Annotated in this window: 16 protein-coding genes and 1 riboswitch; all 16 genes read left to right on the top strand. The window is 47.5% G+C overall.

Annotated features, from left to right (window positions below; translation table 11 throughout):
• Positions 1-16 precede the first annotated feature (16 nt).
• The 16 genes from WKT10_RS12245 (at position 17) to WKT10_RS12170 (ending at position 21,235) form a co-directional block, all read left to right on the top strand.
• The gene (locus tag WKT10_RS12245; protein WP_340277460.1) at positions 17-3,235 is read left to right on the top strand and encodes an alpha-mannosidase; all 3,219 of its coding nucleotides are present in this window, start codon (positions 17-19) and stop codon (positions 3,233-3,235) included.
• A gap of 169 nt (positions 3,236-3,404) precedes the next feature.
• Positions 3,405-4,727 carry an ABC transporter substrate-binding protein gene (locus WKT10_RS12240; RefSeq protein ID WP_066546664.1) on the top strand — a complete coding sequence of 441 codons (1,323 nt, stop codon included), beginning with the start codon at positions 3,405-3,407 and terminating at the stop codon, positions 4,725-4,727.
• Between the two features lie 234 nt (positions 4,728-4,961).
• Entirely contained in the window at positions 4,962-6,065 is a 1,104-nt protein-coding gene (gene bglB / locus WKT10_RS12235; protein WP_066546667.1) for a beta-galactosidase BglB, read from the top strand.
• Between the two features lie 24 nt (positions 6,066-6,089).
• Positions 6,090-6,977 (top strand): carbohydrate ABC transporter permease, encoded by an 888-nt coding sequence (locus WKT10_RS12230; RefSeq protein WP_066546670.1) that lies wholly within the window; start codon positions 6,090-6,092, stop codon positions 6,975-6,977.
• Entirely contained in the window at positions 6,977-7,813 is an 837-nt protein-coding gene (locus WKT10_RS12225) for a carbohydrate ABC transporter permease (protein ID WP_066546680.1), read from the top strand. Before WKT10_RS12230 ends, WKT10_RS12225 begins: the two co-directional genes overlap by 1 nt.
• Before the next feature lie 15 nt (positions 7,814-7,828).
• Positions 7,829-9,472: a hypothetical protein gene (locus WKT10_RS12220; protein WP_337932169.1), complete on the top strand. Its 1,644-nt coding sequence runs from the start codon at positions 7,829-7,831 to the stop codon at positions 9,470-9,472.
• 39 nt (positions 9,473-9,511) lie between these two features.
• The gene (locus WKT10_RS12215; RefSeq protein ID WP_340277457.1) at positions 9,512-10,474 is read left to right on the top strand and encodes an ROK family protein; all 963 of its coding nucleotides are present in this window, start codon (positions 9,512-9,514) and stop codon (positions 10,472-10,474) included.
• A gap of 91 nt (positions 10,475-10,565) precedes the next feature.
• A riboswitch (cobalamin riboswitch) is annotated at positions 10,566-10,775 on the top strand.
• A 40-nt stretch (positions 10,776-10,815) separates the two neighbouring features.
• On the top strand, positions 10,816-11,850 hold the full coding sequence (locus WKT10_RS12210; protein WP_296035242.1) for an ABC transporter substrate-binding protein: 1,035 nt from the start codon (positions 10,816-10,818) through the stop codon (positions 11,848-11,850).
• Positions 11,838-12,917 (top strand): FecCD family ABC transporter permease, encoded by a 1,080-nt coding sequence (locus WKT10_RS12205; protein ID WP_340277455.1) that lies wholly within the window; start codon positions 11,838-11,840, stop codon positions 12,915-12,917. The genes WKT10_RS12210 and WKT10_RS12205 overlap by 13 nt, the downstream gene beginning before the upstream one ends.
• Complete coding sequence (locus tag WKT10_RS12200) at positions 12,914-13,708, top strand: ABC transporter ATP-binding protein (RefSeq protein WP_296035247.1); 795 nt, start codon at positions 12,914-12,916, stop codon at positions 13,706-13,708. Before WKT10_RS12205 ends, WKT10_RS12200 begins: the two co-directional genes overlap by 4 nt.
• A gap of 103 nt (positions 13,709-13,811) precedes the next feature.
• Positions 13,812-15,401 (top strand): potassium/proton antiporter, encoded by a 1,590-nt coding sequence (locus WKT10_RS12195; protein ID WP_340277453.1) that lies wholly within the window; start codon positions 13,812-13,814, stop codon positions 15,399-15,401.
• Between the two features lie 358 nt (positions 15,402-15,759).
• Positions 15,760-16,926, top strand: coding sequence for an efflux RND transporter periplasmic adaptor subunit (locus tag WKT10_RS12190; RefSeq protein WP_417301029.1), 1,167 nt, complete (start codon positions 15,760-15,762; stop codon positions 16,924-16,926).
• A gap of 2 nt (positions 16,927-16,928) precedes the next feature.
• The gene (locus WKT10_RS12185; RefSeq protein WP_340277451.1) at positions 16,929-17,696 is read left to right on the top strand and encodes an ABC transporter ATP-binding protein; all 768 of its coding nucleotides are present in this window, start codon (positions 16,929-16,931) and stop codon (positions 17,694-17,696) included.
• On the top strand, positions 17,665-18,876 hold the full coding sequence (locus WKT10_RS12180) for an ABC transporter permease (RefSeq protein ID WP_337932175.1): 1,212 nt from the start codon (positions 17,665-17,667) through the stop codon (positions 18,874-18,876). Before WKT10_RS12185 ends, WKT10_RS12180 begins: the two co-directional genes overlap by 32 nt.
• A 58-nt stretch (positions 18,877-18,934) precedes the next feature.
• A complete protein-coding gene (locus tag WKT10_RS12175) occupies positions 18,935-20,086 on the top strand; it encodes a TolC family protein (RefSeq protein ID WP_340277448.1) in 1,152 nt (383 codons plus the stop codon).
• An 18-nt stretch (positions 20,087-20,104) separates the two neighbouring features.
• Positions 20,105-21,235: a hypothetical protein gene (locus WKT10_RS12170; protein ID WP_340277446.1), complete on the top strand. Its 1,131-nt coding sequence runs from the start codon at positions 20,105-20,107 to the stop codon at positions 21,233-21,235.
• Positions 21,236-21,548 lie beyond the last annotated feature (313 nt).

Here is a 21,548-nt window from a genome sequence, read left to right as displayed (position 1 = left end):
AAGGGAGAACGGGCAGATGGATGTAATGAGAAACAGAATACGGCCGATTTTAGACAGTTTGAGACAGTGGCGCTGCCGTTTCAGTGAAGAACTGACAGAGGTAGAAATCCGTCCGGGCGATTATCATTTTTCAGAGAAGCTGGATGCAGATCAGCTGAAAGACGGATGGATGCCTTTTGGAGCTTGTGAAACATGGGGAGGAAGGGACCGACATTTCTGGTTCAGGACAAAGGTTGTGATACGAAAGGAATGGGCGGGAAAAGAAGTACGGGTGACCCTGAACACGGGTGCAGATGATATATGGAATACAGATAATCCTCAGATTATGGCATATAAAAATGGGATTTTATCGGGAACCATGGATATGAACCATCAGGATTTGATCTTGGCAGAAGAGGCGGAGGAGGCAGAGGTTTTTGAACTGGTATTTTATGCCTATTCCAACAGTGAAAATCCGACAAACTTTTTCCATCTGAAAGCCGCTGTTTATGACAGGGAAATCGCAGATCTGTACTATGATTTAAAGGTTCCTTTTGAGGCGGCAGAGCTTTGTTCCGAGGAGGATCTGGATCGCATTGAGGCCATGAAATTTTTAAATACCGCCATTTCCGGTCTGGACTTGAGAAAGCCCGGTTCAGAGGAATTTTATCAGTCTGTAAGGGAAGTGCGGGAATATGTGAAAAAAAATTTGCCAGATATATGCCGCAGCAGCCGGGTAACCGTTCACTCCATTGGACATACCCACATTGATGTGGCGTGGAAATGGCCTTTGAGACAGACCAGGCAGAAGGCAGTCCGCAGCTTTCAAACGGTACTGAATCTGATGGAACAGTACCCGGAATATAAATTTATGTCCAGCCAGCCTCAGCTTTATGAGTTTGTAAAGGAGGAAGCTCCGGAGCTGTTTGAGAAGATCAAAGAAAAGATTCACGAGGGACGCTGGGAGGCAGAAGGAGGAATGTGGCTGGAACCGGACTGTAATCTGGCTTCCGGTGAGTCATTGATCCGCCATATTCTCTACGGAAAACGTTTTTTTGAAAAGGAACTGGGAGCTCAAAAACAGGAAGTGCTCTGGCTGCCTGATGTGTTCGGCTACAGTGCAGCCATGCCGCAGATCATGAAAAAATCAGGCCTTTCCTATTTTATGACAACAAAGCTTGGCTGGAATGAGTACAATGTATTTCCCTATGATACCTTTATGTGGAAGGGAATTGACGGAAGCCAGGTTCTGACCCATCTGATCACAACCAGAAATTATCTTCCCGGATGCAGTCTTAAGGATATGCCAAACGGAAGCACCACCTACAACGGACTTCAGAATCCCAGCCAGATTAAGGGAACCTGGCAGAGATACCAGAACAAGGAAACAAGCTGTGATGTTTTAACCTGCTACGGATATGGGGACGGAGGCGGAGGTCCTACAGAGGAAATGCTGGAGCAGAGCCGCAGAATGGAAAACGGCGTTGTGGGTGTACCCTGTGTACGTCAGACCTTTGTAAAAGACTTCTTCCATATTTTGGAAAACAAGATGGACCGAAACTGTCTTCCTTCCTGGAGCGGAGAATTGTATCTGGAATTTCATAGAGGAACATATACCTCTCAGGCAAAAAATAAGAAGTATAACCGGATCTGTGAATTTATGATGGCAGATGCAGAGTTTTATTCCGTTTTGGCAAATGGATTGGGAAATGGATATGAGTATCCTGAAAAAGAGCTGGAAAAGAACTGGAAGCTTTTGCTTTTAAACCAGTTTCACGACATTCTGCCCGGTTCATCCATAAAGGATGTGTATGAGGACTCAGCTGTCCAGTATGAAGAAATCCTCAGATCAGCCGGAAGAATTGCAGAAGGGGCAGGAAAAGCCATTTTGTCCTCATTAAAGGAAAATGGAAATAATAAAGAGGGATTGGCTGTCTTTAATCCATTAAGCTTTCGCCGGACTTCTGCAGCAGAGCTTTCGGCAGAAGAGGCCCGATGGGCAGAAAATGGTCTGAAAGGGGGTTGTCCGGAGGGAATGATCATACAGAGAACAGGGGAAGGCGGTATGCTGATTCTGGTAAAGGATGCTCCTTCCAAAGGCCTTGGAGTATATGAAAACAGTGTATTCGATATACAGGTAGAGGAGCCGGTGATCCGCAGTCTTGTAACCGATGAACGGGGCTGGCCCATCAGTCTGGATACACCCTTTTTCCATATGGAATTTGACCCACAGGGAGAGATCAGCTGCATACGGGATCTGAGAGAATCCAGAGAGCTGTTAAAAAAAGGTGCTGTGGGAAATGAGCTTATTGTATATGAGGACCGTCCCATGGAGTTTGATGCCTGGAATATTGACGCTGGATACAGAGAAAAGAAATGGAAATTCGGAGGGGTTACGGAGTTTTACCTGGAAGAAAACGGGCCTGTGAGAGGCAGCCTTTTGATCCGCCGTCATTTTCTGGATTCTGTTTTAGAGCAGAGGATCTGTTTTTATTCCCATACCGCCAGGATCGATTTTAAGACAAAGGCAGACTGGAGAGAGAGCCAGCTTCTTTTAAGAACTTCGTTCCCCCTTGATATACAGAGCAATGAGGCAGATTTTGAGATTCAGTTTGGAAATGTGAAGCGTCCGGTTCATCAAAATACGACCTGGGATCAGGCACGTTTTGAGGTATGCGCCCATAAGTGGATGGATCTGTCCGAGTATGGGTACGGAGCCGCTGTTTTAAATGACTGTAAATATGGATGTGACATCCATGATTCCGTCATGAGCCTGACTCTGATCAAATCCGGAATTTTCCCGGATCCCCAGGCAGATCAGGGACTGCATGAGTTTACATATTCCCTCTATCCCCACAGGGGAGATTTCAGAAGAGGACGAGTGATTCAGGAGGCGTACGACTTAAATTGTCCTCTGACCGTACAGAAACAGAGCGGAATCAAAAAGGGAGAATGGTCCTTCCTTCAGATTTCCGAGGAAAATATTTTTGCAGATACAGTAAAGAAGGCAGAAGAGGGCGATGACCTGATCATTCGGCTGTATGAGGCATATGGAATGCGTACCAGGGTACATCTGGTATTTCCGTTATTTTCTGATTTTGATGCGGCAGTCTGTGATCTGATGGAGCAGACGGATCAAAAGACACAGTCCTTTGTTTCAGAGACAGAACTGGTGCAGAAGGGACAGACTCTGGAGTTTGAGATGAAGCCATATGAAATTTTCTCTATTCGCCTTACACCAAAGTGCTGCAGGTAAAACCAGGATTATAAGAGCAAAGATAGAACTAAAAAGCAATATATACAATATTATATATCAAAAAAGGCAAAAACAGTGTTGAAATTGATGGATTAAAATGATACTATGGGTTTATCAAAAGCAGTTACGAGGAAATGCAAAAACAAGAAGTATTAAGGAGGACATTATTATGAAGAAGAAAGCAGCAAGAGCATTGGCAGGCGTTCTTACCTTGTCTATGGCAGCAGCGCTGACAGCCTGCGGCGGTTCTGATTCCGCAAAAAAAGGAGGAGAGACAGCAGCGGCAGCAGAAAGTTCAGGCCCTATCACAGGACAGACTCTTTCTGTTATGCTTTCTGAGGAGCCGGGAGAGCAGGATGCTCTTGGAAACGTTTTAAACCATTGGGCGGAGGAAAGCGGAAACACGATCAAAAAGATCATTATTTCCCATGATGATATGAGAAGCAAGTTCCCGGCTATGGCTAAGAATAAAGACCTTCCGGACATTGTTTCCACTACTTTCCTTCATCAGATCTATCCGGATGAGTTCGTAAACATGGAAGATGTGGTTGATCTTTCCAAATTTAACCAGTCTGCGCTGAATATCGTAGGCAAGTCCTATTCTTCCGACGCGATTACAGGTATTACAGAGCAGTTTACAACGACCTGTGTCTTCTATAATAAGGATGCTTTTGCTGCAGCAGGCATTGAAGCTCCTACACCGGAAAATCCATGGACCTGGGAGCAGCTGTATGAGAATGCCGCAGTGCTTCAGGAAAAGGGCGGCGTAAAGTATGGCTTTGCAGCTGACGTATCAAGAGCACGTTACGATATCATGATGTATGCAAACGGCGGTTCTCTGGTAGAAAAGGATGGGGACAGCTTTAAGGTAACCGTAAACAGCCCTGAAAACATTGCAACCCTGGAGCGTTTTGTGCAGGCGAACAACGAAGTAATGCCAAAGGCAATCTGGGCAGGCGGCACCACAGATAACCCGGTTGAGTACTTCAAGAACGGAGATGCAGCGATCCTGTTATCCGGTTCCTGGAACTACAACACCTTCACAAATGAAATTTCCAAGTTTGATTTCGGCGTAATGCCTTCTCCAAAGGGAAGCGAGTGCCAGTCTTCCATCATTGGCGGCGCAGCTCTTGCAATTCCTCAGAACGGAAAGAATTCGGAGCTGGCAAAGCAGTTCGTACAGTGGCTGTTTGAAGAGGAACACTACAAGGAGTACCTGCAGCTTCACAAGGGTCTGTCTGTTATGAACGATGTTGCTTATGAGCCTGAGACTGACAAGGCAAAGGAAGACTTTGCGCTGATGCAGGGCGAGACCGCTTATGTAACCGATACATTTATGACAGATGAGAGTTCTTCCTGGAGAAATTACAAGGATAATGAGTACAGAGATGCATTAAAGCGCGCTGTATCCGGAGAGATCACAGCAAAAGAGGCTTTGGACGGATTTGCAAAGCAGCTGTCTGAGGCTTCCAACTGGAGTATGGCATACTAATTATACCAGACGAAAAACGGTCCATTCTTTTTTGGGGAATGGGCTGTTTTTTTGTTGCAGAGAGGATGGATTGCTGGTAGAATAAAAAAGCAAAAACCTGCATATAAAGCAAAATATGCGATATTATTATACCTAAAAGACAAAATAAATGTAGAAATTGACTTATCAAAGTGTTAAGATAAATCCAGAAAGTGATGGAAGCGAGGAACGCCTTCCGATGAAAGGAGCGAGAGGATGAAATACACAGCAGCAGATATTGACCGTTACATTGATCTGTATCTTAACAGCTTTGAAAAGGTTCTTTACGAAGAGGATTCCCAGTTTATGGAGGGGATGAAGACACGGAGTCTGGCCGGCGATGATATCAGGCGGTATCAGTTTTGGGAGTGGACTCAGGGCGTAGGCCTTTATGGAGTATGGAAACTCTACAAGGAGACGAAAGATGAGAGATATATGAATATCCTGACCTCTTATTATGAGAGGCAGTTAAAAATCGGGCTTCCTTCCAAGAATGTAAATACGGTGACGCCTCTTTTAGCCATGTCTTTTGTGGCAGAGGAAACAGACAACGAGCGATACATGGAGGTCTGCCGGGAATGGGCAGCATGGATCTATGCAGATTTTCCAAGGACAAAAGAGGGCGGCCTTCAGCATATTACTTCAGATACCTTAAATGAGGGTGAACTGTGGGATGACACATTATTTATGACGGTTCTGTTCCTGGCAAATATGGGCCGGATCCTGGGAGAAAAGAAATATCAGGATGAGGCAGAATATCAGTTCCTGCTTCATATCAAATATCTCACGGACCGCAAAACAGGCCTCTGGTATCACGGCTGGTCCTTTAAGGAAAAGAGCCATTTTGCAGCAGCCTTCTGGGGCAGAGGAAACTGCTGGATCACAGCGGCGATCCCGGAGTTTTTAGATCTTTGTCCCTGCAGTCCAAGCGTGGAAAAGTTCTTAAAAGAAACCTGGAAGCGCCAGGCAGAAGCTCTGATCCAGTATCAGGAGCCTACAGGAATGTGGCATACGCTCATTGATGATAAGACCTCTTATGTAGAGTCCAGTGCTACCTGTGGATTTGCGTATGGCATTTTAAAGGGGGCTGAACTGGGACTGGCAGAAACAGACTGGGTGGAAGCTGCTCTTAAGGCTCTTGAACCCATTATGGAATACACCGATGAGACCGGCGTTGTAAACCAGGTATCCTACGGAACACCTATGGGACGTGAAACAAAGGATTTCTACAAAGAGATTGAGCTTAAGCCAATGCCATACGGACAGGCTCTGGCCATGCTTTTCTTTATGGAATGCAGGAAGCATATAAGTGATTTTTAAGGAAGGATCAAGGAGGAAATCGATATGAAAAAGAGTAGAAGGCAGTCATTCTGCCATACGCACAGCTTTTGGCTGTTCGTACTTCCATCGCTGGCATTATTTGCAGTATTTTTCTTGGTGCCTCTGGTTTTAAGCATCTGGTTTTCATTCACTAATTATGATGGCTGGAAGACCATGGATGTAATTGGTTTAAAGAACTATACAGATATTTTAAAGGATGGAGATTTTTATAAGACAGTAGGACGGACTCTTTTATATACAGTCTGCAACCTGCCCTTTAAGATTGCTATTCCCCTGCTTTTAGCAGCACTTGTTACCTCCAGATTGGTAAAGGGAAAGACACTGATGCGTACCCTGATCTACATCCCGGTTCTTTTATCGGCTCTGGTAGCAGGTATTACAATTAACTGGATGTTCGGACAGGAATACGGTCTGATCAATTTTATTTTACAGAAAATGGGAATCGATCCTCTTCAGTGGTCTTTAAATCCCATTTTGGCAACAGTGGTGATCAGTGTGGCATCCAACTGGATTTCAGCAGGATACTATATGCTTTTATATGTAGGCGGTATCAATAATATCAACCGGGAGCTGTATGAGGCAGCAAGTGTAGACGGTGCAAAGAAGATCCAGGCATTTACCAATATCACACTTCCCCTTCTGATGCCCACTACTTTTATCGTACTCCTTCTTTCTACCGTATCTCTTTTAAAGGAATACGCGCTGGTACAGGGTATTTCTCTTGGAGGACCCGGCTCCTCGACTACATATATGGTACAGTACATTTTTGATCAGGGCTTTAATCAGTATAAGTACGGATACGCTTCCGCAGCAGGCATTCTTATCAGCCTTCTGTTTATCGTGATCGCAGTGATACAGTTTAAAGCAACCCAAGGCGGAGGTGAAGTATAATGGAAGGATCAGCAAAGCGCAAAGTAGAAACCATCTGTATGACCGTTTTAGGACTGGCAGTAGCAGGACTCATGGTTTTCCCGATCATCTGGCTGGGATTCAGCTCATTTAAGCCTTCTTCCGAGCTGTTTGCCTATCCCTTACATCTTTTCCCGCAGGCTCCTACCGGTGAATCCTACATCAGCGTAGTGGCAGACGGATTTTTTAACTATGTAAAAAACAGTCTCTTTCTGGCAGTGGTAGGTACCGTGATCACTGTTGTGATCAGTGCCATGTGCGGCTATGCTCTTGCCATCTACCGCAAGGAGATCCCCTATGTGAATAAGGTATTTGCCGTATTCCTGTTAGGAACCTTGATCCCCGGAGAGATCCTGACCATCGCACAGTTTACCGTAGTCAGTGAAATGGGGCTTTACAATAATATCTGGGGCTGCATCCTTCCGGTTGTAACCACCACAACAGGTATTTTCATGTACAGACAGCACTATATGTCCATTCCCTTGGAGCTTGCAGAGTCTGCAAGACTGGACGGCGCTTCCGAGTTTCGGATTTTCCGCTCCATCATGCTTCCCCTGGGATCTTCAGTTACCATTACATTGACGATCTTCTCCTTTATGTGGCGTTGGAATGATTATATTCTGCCTCTGATGGTGCTTTCCGATCAGGAAAATTTTACCATACAGATCGCGATCAAGAGCTATATCGGAACCATGGGTGTGGACTGGAACTCCATTTTGGCAGCTTCTATTTTATCTATCCTTCCTATTATCGTTATTTTCATTATCTTACAGCGTTATATCACCGGCGGCCTGGCTGCCAGCGGTGTAAAGGGCTAAAAACGGAGGCTTATAATGGAACGTTATATGGCGCATCTGCTGAAGGGAGCAGAATACAGAACAAGACAGTTTATGGGAAGTCAGGTGAAAAATCCTGCCTCCCTGCAGTACGGAGGGATCAAAGGAGATATCTGGGAGGCAAAGCCGACGATCTATGCCCTGGCTTCTGCCCTGGCTGTGTATTTCCATGAGGACAGCTGCTTTTATAAGAGTAAGGAGCTGTATCAGGCAGTGGATCTGGCCCTTGATTTTATTGCCAGAACCCAGAGAGAGGACGGAAGCTTTGACTATCCCTCCTGCAACTTTAAATCAGCAGCAGATACTTCCTTCTGTTTCAAACGGCTGATTGCAGCCTACCGTCTTCTGGTAAAATATGGGAATCCCGCTGATGAGGCTATTAGAGTTTTAAAGGAAAAGTATTTAACCATTATGCATAAGGCTCTGGATGCAATCCGTGAGGGGGGCTTCCATACGCCGAACCATCGATGGGGGATCGCAGCGGCTCTTCTTCAGGGCTCCAATCTCTTTGCCGCAGAAAAAGAGTTTGCCGCAGGGCTTAAAAACCGGGCAGAACAGTATCTGGCAGAGGGCATTGACGGAGACGAGGACGGAGAGTATGCGGAGCGGTCCACGGGAAATTATAATGCAGTGGTAAACAATGCCATGATGGCCATGTATCAGGAAACAGGTGACGAGGCATTTTTAGGCTATGTGGAGCGCAACCTTTCCATGATGCTGACCTACATGGATCCGGACGATACCATTTTTACCCAGAATTCTACCAGACAGGATCAGGGAAAGCTGGAATATGCGGATAAATATTTTTACCAGTATCTCTATATGTGCAGCAGAGAGAAAAATCCTGCCTTTGACGGGGCTGCCCACAAGATTATAAAGGACAATATGGAGCGCGGAGATCTGGCTCCCGACTGTCTGCACATTGTGATGAACCATGATGAAATGATGGGATATCATTTTGAGGAATACGGATTTTTGGAGGAATACCGCAAGTTTTTCCGCCATGCAGGCGTACTCCGGGTAAGAAAGCCCTCTTATACTTATACTGTGTTAAACGGAAAGAGTGCATTTTTGTATTTCAAATCCAAAGGAACCACACTCTGCGTAAAAATTGGAGAGAGCTGCTGTGACATCCGCAATTTCATTCCTCAGACCATAGAGGAGCTGCCCGATGGCTGCCGCCTGGAGGCGGAGGCACAGAGCTGGTATTATCTGCCCTTTAAGGAAAAGCAGGATACCTCTGACTGGTGGAAAATGGATCAGAGCAAGCGGGAAAAGCTTATCAGCAGCCGGTTAAAGACAACTCTTGAGATCCGGGAAAAGGAGCAGGGTCTGGAGCTTAACTTAAAGGCAGAGGGCCTGGATCGTCTTCCCTTACGGCTGGAAATCTGTATTCCGGCAGGCGTTTCCATCGAGCATCCGGCCTTTGCACTGGAGGCAGGTGCCGGAGAGAGCATGATATTAAAGGATGGGTATCTGGAAATTCATGACGGTTTAACAACCGTGGAGATCGGCCCCGGTTTTGGAGAGCACTCTTTTAAGGGGCATTATTCAGGAGAAGAGATTAACAGCGCCGGTTATACGGTGTATGCAAACGGCTATACCCCTCTTGAAAAGCATTTCTCCCTTATGGTAAAATAAACCAGATCATAATCTATGAATACATAAAGGGGAAACAATATGCTGAGAATCGGAATTGATCTTGGGGGAACAAAAATCGCTGCCGGACTGGTAGATGAAAACAGAGTGCTGGGGCCGTCCATTCAGGAACCCACGGGCCTGCCAAGGCCTGCCGGAGAGCTGGCAGAGGCTATTTACCATCTGGCATACCGGCTTTTAAAGGAACAGGGACTTACCTTTCAGGATGTGGAAAGTGTGGGGATCGGCATTCCGGGAACGGTAAATAAGGAAACGGACTGTATCGAGTATGCCAATAACTTTGTTTTTGAAAACGTTCCTTTTCTTAAAATGTTAAAGGAGCTTTTCCCATGCCCGGTTTATGGGGAAAATGACGCCAAGGCAGCCGCCTGGGGCGAATATCTGGCCGGTGCGGGACGGGGAAGCCGTTCCATGACAGCCGTAACCCTGGGAACCGGAGTCGGCGGAGGCATTATTTTAAATGGAAAGATTTTAGAAGGCCACAATGGGGCAGCCGGAGAGCTGGGCCATATGGTGATCCATCAGAATGGACGCCCCTGTACCTGCGGGCGGAGAGGCTGTCTGGAGGCCTATGCTTCTGCTACCGCTCTGGTGAGCCGTGCAAAGGAGGCAATGGAGCATTGTGAAACATCTATGCTTTGGAACCTTTGCGGAAGAAATCTCTCAGAAGTAAATGGCAGGATCATCTTTGAGGCTTCTAAAAAAGGAGATCCGACGGCCTGTGAGGTATTGGACAGTTTTACAGAGGATTTATCGGACGGAATTGCCAATATCATCAATATCCTTCAGCCGGAGGTGCTTTGCATCGGCGGAGGCTTAAGCGGAGCCGGGGAAGCCCTCCTTGCTCCTGTAAGGGAGAAAACAGCTCCGAAGATTTATTCCAGAGCTTCAGAGAAAAACACCCGTATCGTGTTAGCAGAGCTTGGAAATGGGGCAGGCATCATAGGAGCGGCCTGCTTAAATGAGCAGATGAGCAAAAACTAAGGAAAAATTTTGACATATGATGAAAAGCTGATATAATAGCTTTGACCCGTACACGGCCCTGTTTACATACCGTTTTAAGGTTGTAAACAGGGCTGCTGTTATATATGGCAGTGCCTGAAAAGGCCTGACAGGGAAGCCGGACCTAGAAGAAGCAGAGCCGACAGCTTCTTAAAAAACGGCGCAGCCCCCGCTACTGTACTGAAGGACGAAGTCTTTAGATATGTCACTGGCATAAAAGCTGGGAAGGCAAAGACGGAGGATGAATTTAAGCCAGGAGACCTGCTGCCATGAGAGGATGCATAAAATGCATACGGGATCATATACTTTCGGAGGGAAAGAACATGAAACAGAAAAAACTGGTAAAAACAGTGATCCTTGTCCTGAGTGCTGCCATGATAGGCGGCTGTGGTGCACAGGGAAGCAATCAGGGTGATTCTCAGGCAGTACAGGAAACGAGTGCAGCCGTTTCAGAATCCCAGAGCAGCTCTGACGGAGCTTATGAGCCTGTAACCATTGTAAATGGAGAACGGGAAATCACATTTACAAAGATGCCGCAAAAGGTACTTTGTGCGAATCTTTATGCAGCAGAAAATATGGTTATGCTGGGGTTGGGAGACCGTGTAGTTGGACGTATTGCTCCGGCGAATCCGGCAGAGCGCCCTCTTCCGGAGTTGGAGGACGAATTTGCTGCGATTCCGGAGGTGGAGAAATCCCATGAAAATGCAGTGGCTTTAGGAACGGATCTTGTGATTGGTCAGGTAAGTGCTTTTAAGGAATCTGCCTGGGGAAGCTATGACCAGTTAGAAAGCAAGGGAATCCAGTGTCTTACAATTACAGGTACGATTGTACCGGATGAAACGGTAGAACATATTTATACAGATATAGAAAATCTGGGAAAAATATTTAAGGTAGAGGACCGGGCGGAAGAACTGATAGAGGATATCCGTTCTCAGATTGAAGAGACACAAAAAGCAGTTTCTTCTGTACCGGAGAATGAAAAACCGAAGGTATTTGTTCTTGATACATTTAAGGGAAATGAAATTTACACAACCTCAAAGGGACTGCAGAGCAACCTGATTGAGCTGGCGGGAGGAATCAACTGTACCCGTAATATGGATGAAGCCAGATGGTTCAATACAAGTGTGGAAACGCTGGTGGAAACGAATCCCGACTGGATTATCATCAATGATTATGGCGCTCAGACGGTAGATGAGAAGAAAGAATTTTTAGATACGAATCCGGCTTTATCCGAGATTCCGGCAGTAAAAAATAAAAAGTATCTTGTGATTCCGCTGGTGGAAGTAATGCAGGATGTACGGGCTGCCAAAGCCTGCCGTACATTTGCTGAAACCTTCCATCCGGAATGTTTCCAGTAGGACGGCAGGGAAAGAGGGGGAGACAGCGCCTCCTCTTTCCTGTGCTGACAATGGTTCTTTTAGGATCTGTTCTGTGGACGATTCATATCGGATCTACAGAGATTCCGATAAAGGAAGTTTTTGAGATCTGTATGGATCAGTTTTTTTACGGAGGAGAAGGTTTAAAGGCAGGAAAATGGTCCGTACCTCATTTTCAGATTGTATGGAATATCCGGCTGCCCAGAGTTCTGTTCGGTCTTCTTTGCGGAGCAGGTCTTTCTGTCTGCGGAGCGGCTATGCAGGCTCTGGTGCTGAATCCTGTTGGCGATCCTTATATTCTGGGGATTTCATCAGGAGCATCTGCAGGAGCTGCCTGTGCGCTTTTGCTTCCGATTTCACTACTTTCCGGTCCCTTTCAGACGACTGCGGCAGCTTTTTTGGGCGCGCTTTTATCTGCCGGCACTGTTTATTTTATGGCGAAAACGGCAGGGGGAGGAATGATACGGCCTGTGCCCCTTATTTTGTCGGGAACGGCTGTCAATGCGGTGATGAGCGCAGTAACCAGTTTTGTTATTTTTCTGGCAAAAAGCCCGGAGAGTATTGCTGCTGTATATAACTGGCAGATGGGAAGCATCGCGGCGGCACAGTGGAAAAATCTTGCTCTTCCGGCAGCTGGCGTTTTATCTGGAACAGTGATATTTACTGTTTGCAGCCGTTATTTTGATATGATGATGATGGGAGATGAGGATGCGGCCGCTCTGGGATTATCTGTAAAGCATTTCCGTTCTCTGATGTTTGGGTTCTGCTCGATTGTAGTGGCATCGCTGGTGTCTGTTACGGGAATTATCGGTTTTGTGGGACTCGTGGTACCTCATATGGCCCGTATTCTTTCCGGAACCAGCACGAACCGGGTGATTATACCTTTAAGTGCTCTGGGAGGAGGGATTTATCTGATCTGGGCAGATGCTCTGGCCAGAAGTCTTTTTGGCGCTGCTGAACTGCCCCTTGGTATTGTAACAGCTTTTGCAGGAGCGCCTTTCTTTTTATACCTTATGATACGAAATGGATATGGGGGTGGAAATACATGATACTTCGTTTTGATGGAATCCACGTGCGTATTGGTGGAAAAGAGATTGTAAAAGGGGCAGATCTGTGTACAGAGGAAGGAAGGGTCACAGGAATTATAGGACCCAACGGATGCGGAAAGTCCACCCTGATAAAAACAGCGATGGGACTGATAAAGCCAGCGGAGGGTAAGGTTTTTATCGGAGAATGGGAAGCGGCATCTCTTTCTCACAGGAAACTGGCGTCTCTGATCGGCTATGTAGGTCAGGAAGCAGGCTGCGTATTTGATTTTTCTGTGTGGGATGTGGTATCTATGGCAATGTATGCCAGATCTGAAAACAGAGACAGAAAGCGGCCGGCAGAATCGAAAACTGCACAGACAGTGGTTTCAGAGGCATTAGATGAGCTGGGAATTCTGCATTTAAAGGACAGAAGTATCCTTTCGCTGTCTGGCGGGGAGCGGAAAATGGTATTTATTGCCAGAGCCATTGCACAGGGAGCAGAGACGCTGATCCTGGATGAACCGACCAATCATCTGGATATCTGTCATCAGCTGTTTCTTATGGAATACCTCAGACAGTGCAAAAGGACGGTTCTGATAGTACTTCATGATCTGCGTCTGGCCTCCCATTATTGTCAGAAGGTATGTCTGATGAAGGATGGGAGAATTCTGGAGGCTGGCGATCCTCTGAATGTGCTGAATTCTGCTCGGACCCGTGAGGTCTTTGGAATAGAAGGAGAAGCCCATATGACAGCGAACGGTGAGAGGGATTTCAGGCTGTTTGATGGGAGTGCTCCGTTAATAAGGCGTTAAAATTGCAGTAAGGTTCCTTTTTGACCGCTGGAACATTTGACGGCTTTTTTTCCGGCTGTTATAATAAAACCCATTATACTGCTGGGAAAGGATTCTGATTTCTATGAATGAACTTTTGCTTCTCACGGGAATTGTGATCATGCTCTGTATCCTGACGGACCGGTTTACGGATCGTCTTGGCATACCGTCCCTTCTGGCATTTATTGCCCTTGGCATGTGCTTTGGAGTGGACGGTATTTTTAAAATTCCTTTTGATGATTATGAGGCATCAGAGATGATCTGTTCCGTCAGCCTGGTGTTCATTATGTTTTACGGAGGCTTTGGAACCAACATTAAGGAGGCAAAGCCGGTGATTGCCCGGTTTGTGGTATTGTCTACCGCAGGCGTAGTTCTTACTGCAGGGCTTACGGGTCTTTTTATTCATTTCGTTTTAGGGCTTTCTCTGCTGGAAAGCCTTTTGACCGCATCTGTCATCGGCTCCACGGATGCAGCCTCGGTGTTCGGCATCCTGCGTTCTAAAAATCTGAACTTAAAGGAGCATACGGCCTCCTTACTGGAAATGGAATCCGGTTCCAATGATCCTATTTCCTATATGCTCACAGTGATCTTGACAGGGCTTCTCACGGGCGCGTCCATCCGTGTTCCGGCTATGCTGTTTCAGCAGCTTTTTTTCGGTCTGATTTTTGGGGTTCTCTTCGGAAAGGGAGCGGTCTGGGCCTTAAACCGCCTGCAGTTTCAGATTGCAGAGGGAAAGACCATTTTTGTATTTGCCGCGGCTGTTCTTGCCTATGCCGTTCCTGTGCTTTTGGGAGGAAACGGGTATTTAAGCGTGTATCTTTGCGGAATCATTATGGGAAATTCTTCCATGCCTCATAAAAGGAATATGGTACAATTTTTTGATGCGCTTACAGGAATTGCACAGATGATGATCTTCTTTTTGCTGGGGCTGTTAGTGACTCCATCCAGACTGGGCGTGGTGTTGCTGCCTTCGGCAGTGATCATGGTATTTCTGACATTAGTCGGACGTCCTCTGGCTGTGACAGCGCTTCTGGGCGGTTTTAAAGCATCCTGGGGTCAGATCGGAATTGTTTCCGGGGCCGGGCTTCGGGGCGTGGCATCCATTGTATTTGCCATTTACGCTGTGCTGCGCGGAGTACCGATGAAATACGACCTGTTTAATCTGGTATTTTGTATTGTTTTGTTATCCATTTCCATTCAGGGAAGCCTGCTGCCATGGGTTTCCAGGCGTCTGAACATGATAGATGAAAAGGCGGATGTGCGCCGCACTTTTACGGATTATCAGGAAGAGGGCAGCATCAGTTTTGTGAAATTCCATCTGGATAAAAGCCACCCCTTTATAGGAAAGACGTTAAAGGAGATCGTTCTTCCTCCGGAACTCTTAGTAGTTTTGATTATCCGCGGGAAAGAACTTCTGGTTCCAAACGGAGGTACTATATTGGAGCAGGGGGATCTTCTGATCGCCGCGGCGGAGGAATTTGAAGACCGGAGAAATATGACCCTTCAGGAAGTAACGGTGGATAAAAATTATAAATGGAACGGAAAATATCTTCACGAAATTACAATTCCTGGGGGGACGCTGATCGTTATGATCCGAAGGGGCACTTCTACCATTATCCCGGCAGGAGATACAAAGGTCTGCGAGGGAGATGTGCTTGTGTTGGCAAAGTTTTGAGGCAGGATATCCTGCCTTTTTGCGTGTTTAGAAATTCTTTCATTTTCATTTAGAAAGAATTGGAAGTTATCAGAGGTAAATATTCGGGAGGCTTTGGTATGATATGAGACAGGAACGGCAGTGAAAAGGACAGGGCTGCCGACAGAGCGGGTGAGGAGGAGTTATGGAACAAAGAGACGAAGAAATGGGGAGACGGGAAGAAAACAGGGGGCCGGAGCGGGCATCTGAAAGTGAGGAAATTGACCGCACACTGGAACAGATAATGGACAATCAGAAACAGGAGAAAAAGAAACGGCCCGGAAAGAAAAAATGGATCCTGGCAGCGGGGATTCTCGGTTTGGGGATTTTAGGTATAAAAATGGTTTCCACGGGAGGCAGCCAGACTCCCGTGGTAGCTGTGATTCCTCTGGAAAAGCAGGATATACAGGAAAAGCTTTCCATCAGCGGGCCTGTATCCGGTACGGACAGCGTGGATGTTGTGTCGAATATCCATGCAGAGATTCTTCAGATGAACGTAAAGGAAGGGGATAAGGTTATAAAGGGGCAGGTTCTGGCCGTGCTTGACCGCACAGAGCTGGAACGGGAGGTAAATATTGCCCGCAATGCCTATGAGCAGGCAGTGGCCAATAAGGAAGCCCAGGATAAGGAAGCGGCGCTTGGATATGAGAAGGCGGTGCAGGATTTTCAAAAAGCAAGTACGGATCATGACAGAAACAGCCAGCTGTTTGCAGCCGGAGACATTTCACAGGCAGATATGGAGCAGAGCGCAAATGCCTTAAATGACGCCAGACGGGCGATGGAGAAGTATACGGTGGAAAACGGCCGGGGCGTTTCGGATCGTTCCTACGGCCTTCAGGTGGAAAATGCGGCTTATGAGCTGGAAAAGAAACAGGAGGAGCTGGAAAAGACAGAAATTAAAAGTGAGATTGACGGTACAGTAGTTCGGGTCAATTCCAAGGTAGGCCAGTTTGCCGACAAGGTAGAGGATGATAAGCCCATATTCAGCATTGAAAATCTGGATCAGCTGGAGCTGGAGGTTAAGATCAGTGAGTTTTCCATCGGAAAGGTAAAGGAAGGCCAGAAGGCGCTGATTGGAGCGGATATATTAAACGGCAAAAAAGAGGAGGGAGAGGTGATAAAAATCTCTCCTACCGGTGAAGAAAAGGGAGGCGGTTCCACAGAACGGGTCATTCCCACGATTATCCGCGTCAATACGCCGGATACAAAGCTGATGGCAGGGATTACGGCCCGTGCAGAGCTGCTTGTCAGGGAATCAAAGGACGCTTTTGCAGTTCCTGTATCAGCGGTATTTGACAGCGGAGAAGCTTCCTATATAGAGATTGTTGAGAATGGAAAGATTTGCTGGATTCCCGTAACCATTGGAGCGGACGGGGAAACAAAGGTGGAGGTGCTCCCGGCAGATGGAACGGTTTTGCAGGAAGGAATGGCTGTGGTAACATCTCCGGATCCCGGCTTGACGGAGGGGATGGAGGTTATGGTTTCCGGGAGTCAGGAGGGCAGATAAGAATGAAATATGAGGAAAGAGAATCTGCACAAAGGCCTCTTATCCAACTGGAAAATCTTGTAAAAGTATACGATACGGGAGCACTTAAGGTTCTGGGATTAAAAAAGATCAACCTGACGATTCACCGGGGAGAATTTGTGGCTGTCATGGGACATTCCGGTTCAGGAAAGTCCACGCTGATGAATATTTTAGGCTGCCTGGACCGGCCTACCCTGGGACATTATTATCTGGATGGAGTGGATACGGCGGACATGACGCCAGATCAGCTCTCTGAAATCCGCAACCGGAAGATCGGCTTTGTGTTTCAGTCCTTTAATCTGATCTCCCGTACGTCGGCTCTTAAAAATGTAGAGCTTCCCATGACCTATGCGCGGATTCCCAGAGCTGCACGAATCAGGCGGGCCAGAGAGCTGTTAGTCCGGGTGGGCTTAGAATGGCGCATGGATCATTTCCCCAATGAGCTTTCCGGAGGACAGCGCCAGAGAGTGGCCATTGCCAGGGCTCTTGCAAATGAACCGCCGCTGATCCTGGCAGATGAGCCCACAGGCAATCTGGATACGGCTTCCTCCATCGAGATTATGGAGCTTTTTACAAAGCTTTATCAGGAGGGAGCTACGGTGGTTTTGGTTACTCACGAGGAGGATATTGCTGCCTTTGCCAGACGGATCATCTGTTTTGGAGACGGGAAAATCTTAAGCGACCGGATCAATCATCCGGTGTGGGAGAAAGGAGACGGCCATGTTAGCGGAAAACATGATGATGGCTTTTAATGCGATCCGGGCCAATAAGCTCCGTTCGGTTCTTACCATGCTGGGGATCATTATCGGCATCGGATCTGTGATTGCCATTGTTTCCATTGGAGATACCATGCGGGGAATGTTTGCTGAGCTCTATAAGGATGTGGGTATTACTCAGGCTTATGTGGGGATCGGATACTGGGTAGAGGATGTAAGGGACAGCGATTATTTCAATCTGGATGAAATGGAGCGGGCAAAGGAGGCATTTTCGGATGAAATTGCCTATATTGACAGCAATGCCTATACGACGGCAGATGCGGAATATAAGCGCACCTCCATCAGCTTTGATTTTCAGGGGATTGATTCCAATTATAAAGAGGTACAGCCGGTGAATATGGTTTACGGACGGTATCTCAATGAGGGGGATGTGCTTGGAAGAAGGAAAAATGTGGTTATGGATACGGACAGCGCCATGCTTTTGTTTGGTACGGAAAATGCAGTGGGAAAGACCTTCAGGACCACCATTTACGGCAATACGGATGAATACACCGTGGTAGGGATCTACCGGAAGGAAGTGAATGCATTTCAGGCTCTGATGATGGGAGGAACGAAAGATACAGGCTCTGCCTTTCTTCCCTATACCCTTCTTACCTGGCCCAATGACCGGTTTTATATGCTCCATGTATTTGCAGAGGAGGATGTGGATCTGAACCGCTTTTTTGAAGAATTTAAGACTTATACCGCAGGGCTTCACGGCAGGGAGCCGGAGGATATGTATATCCAGACAGCCATGGATGAGATGAACAGCGTGGATTCTGTTATGGGAGGGCTGTCTGCAGCAGTAGGCGGGATTGCGGCTATTTCACTGCTGGTAGGCGGCATCGGCATTATGAATATCATGCTGGTGTCGGTGACGGAGCGCACCCGTGAGATCGGCATCCGAAAGGCCCTGGGAGCAAGGACAAGGGATGTGCTGATCCAGTTTCTGACCGAATCGGCCATCCTGTCTGCCTGCGGAGGAATTGCCGGAGTGATCTTGGGAACGGGCGTTGTGGCGTTGGGAGGAGCGGTTCTGGGCTTAAAAACAGTGATAAAGCCTTCCGTGATCCTTATTGCGGTTACATTTTCAGCGGTTGTTGGAATTTTCTTTGGATTGTATCCGGCCTTAAAGGCTGCAAAGGCAGATCCGATTGACGCTCTCAGGTATGAATAACAGAAGGGAGAGAAGGAAGATGAAAACACAGGGGATATGCTGTGGCCGGAGGGGCTGCATGAAGATCATCGGCCTGACATTTCTCTTTGGCTTTGCTGCGGCTCAGACTGTTTTAGCCAGCCCTGAATTTGCCTACCCGCCGGAAAAATGGGCGTCCCTGCGGGATGATGTGCTGGAATATGAGGAACTGGCAGATCTGATCCACGAATACAATGCAGAGGTGATCAACAGCCGTCTGGAATATGATGATTACCGGGGAAAATCCAATGACGATTTCCGCAATACGTATTCTGAAATGGCGGATCGTTTAGAGGACTCCAGTGACCGGATGATGGACGGGATAAATGAAGATGAGCCCGGATATGGAGCCGCAGAGGCATCGGCCATGAGTATACGGCTTCAGGCAGAGCTGGCCAGAGATCAGGCAGATATGGAAAATGAAGACGGCAGGGTAAAAAAACTGGAGTACGACAGGCAGGAGGCTCTTTTAATCCAGAAGGCCCAGGGGCTGATGATTGAATACTGGAAAAAAGAAAAGGAGCGTCCGGTTCTTGAGGGAACCCTGCAGCAGGCGGAAGCAGAAGTTCAGACAGCCAGACGGAAGGCAGCCCTTGGAATGCTTTCACAGCCGGAGCTTTTAGAGGCAGAGGCAGCCGTCTGTACGGCTCAGGCAGCAGAAGCCTCAGGGAAGACTAAGCAGGAGGAGCTGCGCCGCCAGTTGATTGTTATGACCGGATGGCAATATGATGATCTGCCTCGTCTGGGAGAAATTCCCATTCCTGAGGAGGCATTGCTTGAAGAAGACCCTGAGTCAGACCGAACACAGGCATTAGCTGCGAATTTCAGTCTGGCAGCAGACCGCCGCAGACTGGAAAATACAGATTCCGGTACCGCAAAGGATGTGCTTAATCAGAAGGTGGAAGCCGGGCAGCAGAAAATAGAAGCAGATATAGAGGCGAAATATAACAGCCTGATGCAGGCTCAGACGGATTACGGTCAGGCAAAAGAAGAATACCGCCTGGCAGAGGAAAAGCTAGAGGCTGATGAACGAAGATATCAGCTGGGGCTGTTGTCTGCCAATGACCGGATGGCGGCTCAGGCAGAGCTGTCATCTAAAAAGGCAGCCTGGGAGATAAGCGGCCTGTCTTTTCGGCAGGCATACGAGGACTACCAATGGGCAGTCGAAGGGCTGGCAGCGTATGAGGGTTGAGGAAAGCAGGGGATTTGGATGAAAAAAGAAGCGGGAAGGCGGACGGTTATCAGGGTGATGGCTGTGCTTTTTGTGGGAATAATGGCCGGTACAGTGGCAGCTTCCGGCGTGAGCAGAGGGGAAGAAACGGAAATGGCGCTGTGTTATGAGAATCTGGAGAATCTGGTAAAGGAGTCCTGTCCGCAGGTGGAAATGGAGCGAAGGCAGTTTGAAGAGCGTCTGGGCCGTCTGGAAGATGCAAGGGAAGAACTCTTAGAGAGCCGGAGGGCTTTGAGAGAAGAGGCCTCTGATCGGGAAAAGGACGGCGATGCGGCAGGAGCAGAACATTACAGATGGCAGGCGGAGGCTCTTTTGGATGGTGCAGACAGCCTGAAAGAGCAGATCCGTCAGGCGGGAAATGCCGCAGGACGGATGGAACTGCGCAGGATGGAGGATACCATGCTCTGGACGGCTCAGAACCTGATGGGAACGTATCACAGTCTGGAAGCGGAGCAGGCTGCGGCCAGCGCCAGGGCAGAGGCACAAAAGCATTTATCTGAGAAAGTTAAAGATCAGGAAATGCTGGGAAGCAGCACCTCTTACCATTCACAGGAGGCTTATCAGAAATGGCAGTCCGCCCTAAATGAATATGAACGGCTTAAAAAGGAGCAGGAGCGGGTCCGTCAGGAGCTTTTGCTGCTCACAGGCTTTTCACCGGACAGCCCGGTTGTTTTAGAAAAAATGCCCCTGCCCGATGTATCAAGAGCTGCTCTTGTGAATCCACAGGAGGACAGGCAGCAGGCTTTGGGAAATAATTATGAGCTTCGCAGCGGACGCATGGGAAATGCAGGAAGCAATCAGGAGCTTCACAAAAAACAGAGACAGACAGAGCTGGATGAAAACCAGATGTTCGCTTCCCTTGAGACTCTGGGGGATCAGATCCGTTCCTGTCAGGCAGAATGGGAGGCAGCCTGTGCGAAGGAACAGGCGCAAAGGGCAGTGTGGCAGTCTGCGGTCAGAAAAAGGGAACAGGGGACAATGGCTGAGGGAGAATATCTGGAGATTTACAGCCAGTATATGGAAGAAAAAGGAAATCAGGCACAGGCATCCATTCGTTTCCTTCTCGCAATGGAGGAATATGACTGGGCGAAAAAGGGATTGATGGATTAGGACAATCAGGAAAATCGGTTACAAAATTTCTGTAAAAACAGGACAGGAGAGTTGACTTGTCCTGTTTCTTATGCTATTCTGTAAGAACCGATACGGAATTCTCTGTATCATTTATCTAAATTTCATTTTATTGGCTGTTTCAGCCGCATTTCAGAACAAAAACAGAAAAATTGAATCAGAACAGAGTCTGGAAAGACGAGGCGTATTTTGCGCACCCGTAATTGCGGATCGTATATCCGGGGACTGTATGAAAAGGGGGAATGTCCATATATGGCCTGGTAGGATTATTTTATAAAACAAATGTAACTGTTCA

Origin of the sequence: Enterocloster sp. HCN-30185 (assembly GCF_037890305.1) — a bacterium.
Lineage (GTDB): Bacteria > Bacillota > Clostridia > Lachnospirales > Lachnospiraceae > Enterocloster.
This window is presented reverse-complemented; position numbering and strand designations above follow the sequence as displayed.

Bases quoted from the DNA above. Each gene is read 5' to 3' on its own strand.
- WKT10_RS12245 (WP_340277460.1), top strand. From the start codon at position 17: ATGGATGTAATGAGAAACAGAATACGGCCGATTTTAGACAGTTTGAGA.
- WKT10_RS12240 (WP_066546664.1), top strand. From the start codon at position 3,405: ATGAAGAAGAAAGCAGCAAGAGCATTGGCAGGCGTTCTTACCTTGTCT.
- bglB (WP_066546667.1), top strand. From the start codon at position 4,962: ATGAAATACACAGCAGCAGATATTGACCGTTACATTGATCTGTATCTT.
- WKT10_RS12230 (WP_066546670.1), top strand. From the start codon at position 6,090: ATGAAAAAGAGTAGAAGGCAGTCATTCTGCCATACGCACAGCTTTTGG.
- WKT10_RS12225 (WP_066546680.1), top strand. From the start codon at position 6,977: ATGGAAGGATCAGCAAAGCGCAAAGTAGAAACCATCTGTATGACCGTT.
- WKT10_RS12220 (WP_337932169.1), top strand. From the start codon at position 7,829: ATGGAACGTTATATGGCGCATCTGCTGAAGGGAGCAGAATACAGAACA.
- WKT10_RS12215 (WP_340277457.1), top strand. From the start codon at position 9,512: ATGCTGAGAATCGGAATTGATCTTGGGGGAACAAAAATCGCTGCCGGA.
- WKT10_RS12210 (WP_296035242.1), top strand. From the start codon at position 10,816: ATGAAACAGAAAAAACTGGTAAAAACAGTGATCCTTGTCCTGAGTGCT.
- WKT10_RS12205 (WP_340277455.1), top strand. From the start codon at position 11,838: ATGTTTCCAGTAGGACGGCAGGGAAAGAGGGGGAGACAGCGCCTCCTC.
- WKT10_RS12200 (WP_296035247.1), top strand. From the start codon at position 12,914: ATGATACTTCGTTTTGATGGAATCCACGTGCGTATTGGTGGAAAAGAG.
- WKT10_RS12195 (WP_340277453.1), top strand. From the start codon at position 13,812: ATGAATGAACTTTTGCTTCTCACGGGAATTGTGATCATGCTCTGTATC.
- WKT10_RS12190 (WP_417301029.1), top strand. From the start codon at position 15,760: ATGGTTTCCACGGGAGGCAGCCAGACTCCCGTGGTAGCTGTGATTCCT.
- WKT10_RS12185 (WP_340277451.1), top strand. From the start codon at position 16,929: ATGAAATATGAGGAAAGAGAATCTGCACAAAGGCCTCTTATCCAACTG.
- WKT10_RS12180 (WP_337932175.1), top strand. From the start codon at position 17,665: ATGTTAGCGGAAAACATGATGATGGCTTTTAATGCGATCCGGGCCAAT.
- WKT10_RS12175 (WP_340277448.1), top strand. From the start codon at position 18,935: ATGAAGATCATCGGCCTGACATTTCTCTTTGGCTTTGCTGCGGCTCAG.
- WKT10_RS12170 (WP_340277446.1), top strand. From the start codon at position 20,105: ATGAAAAAAGAAGCGGGAAGGCGGACGGTTATCAGGGTGATGGCTGTG.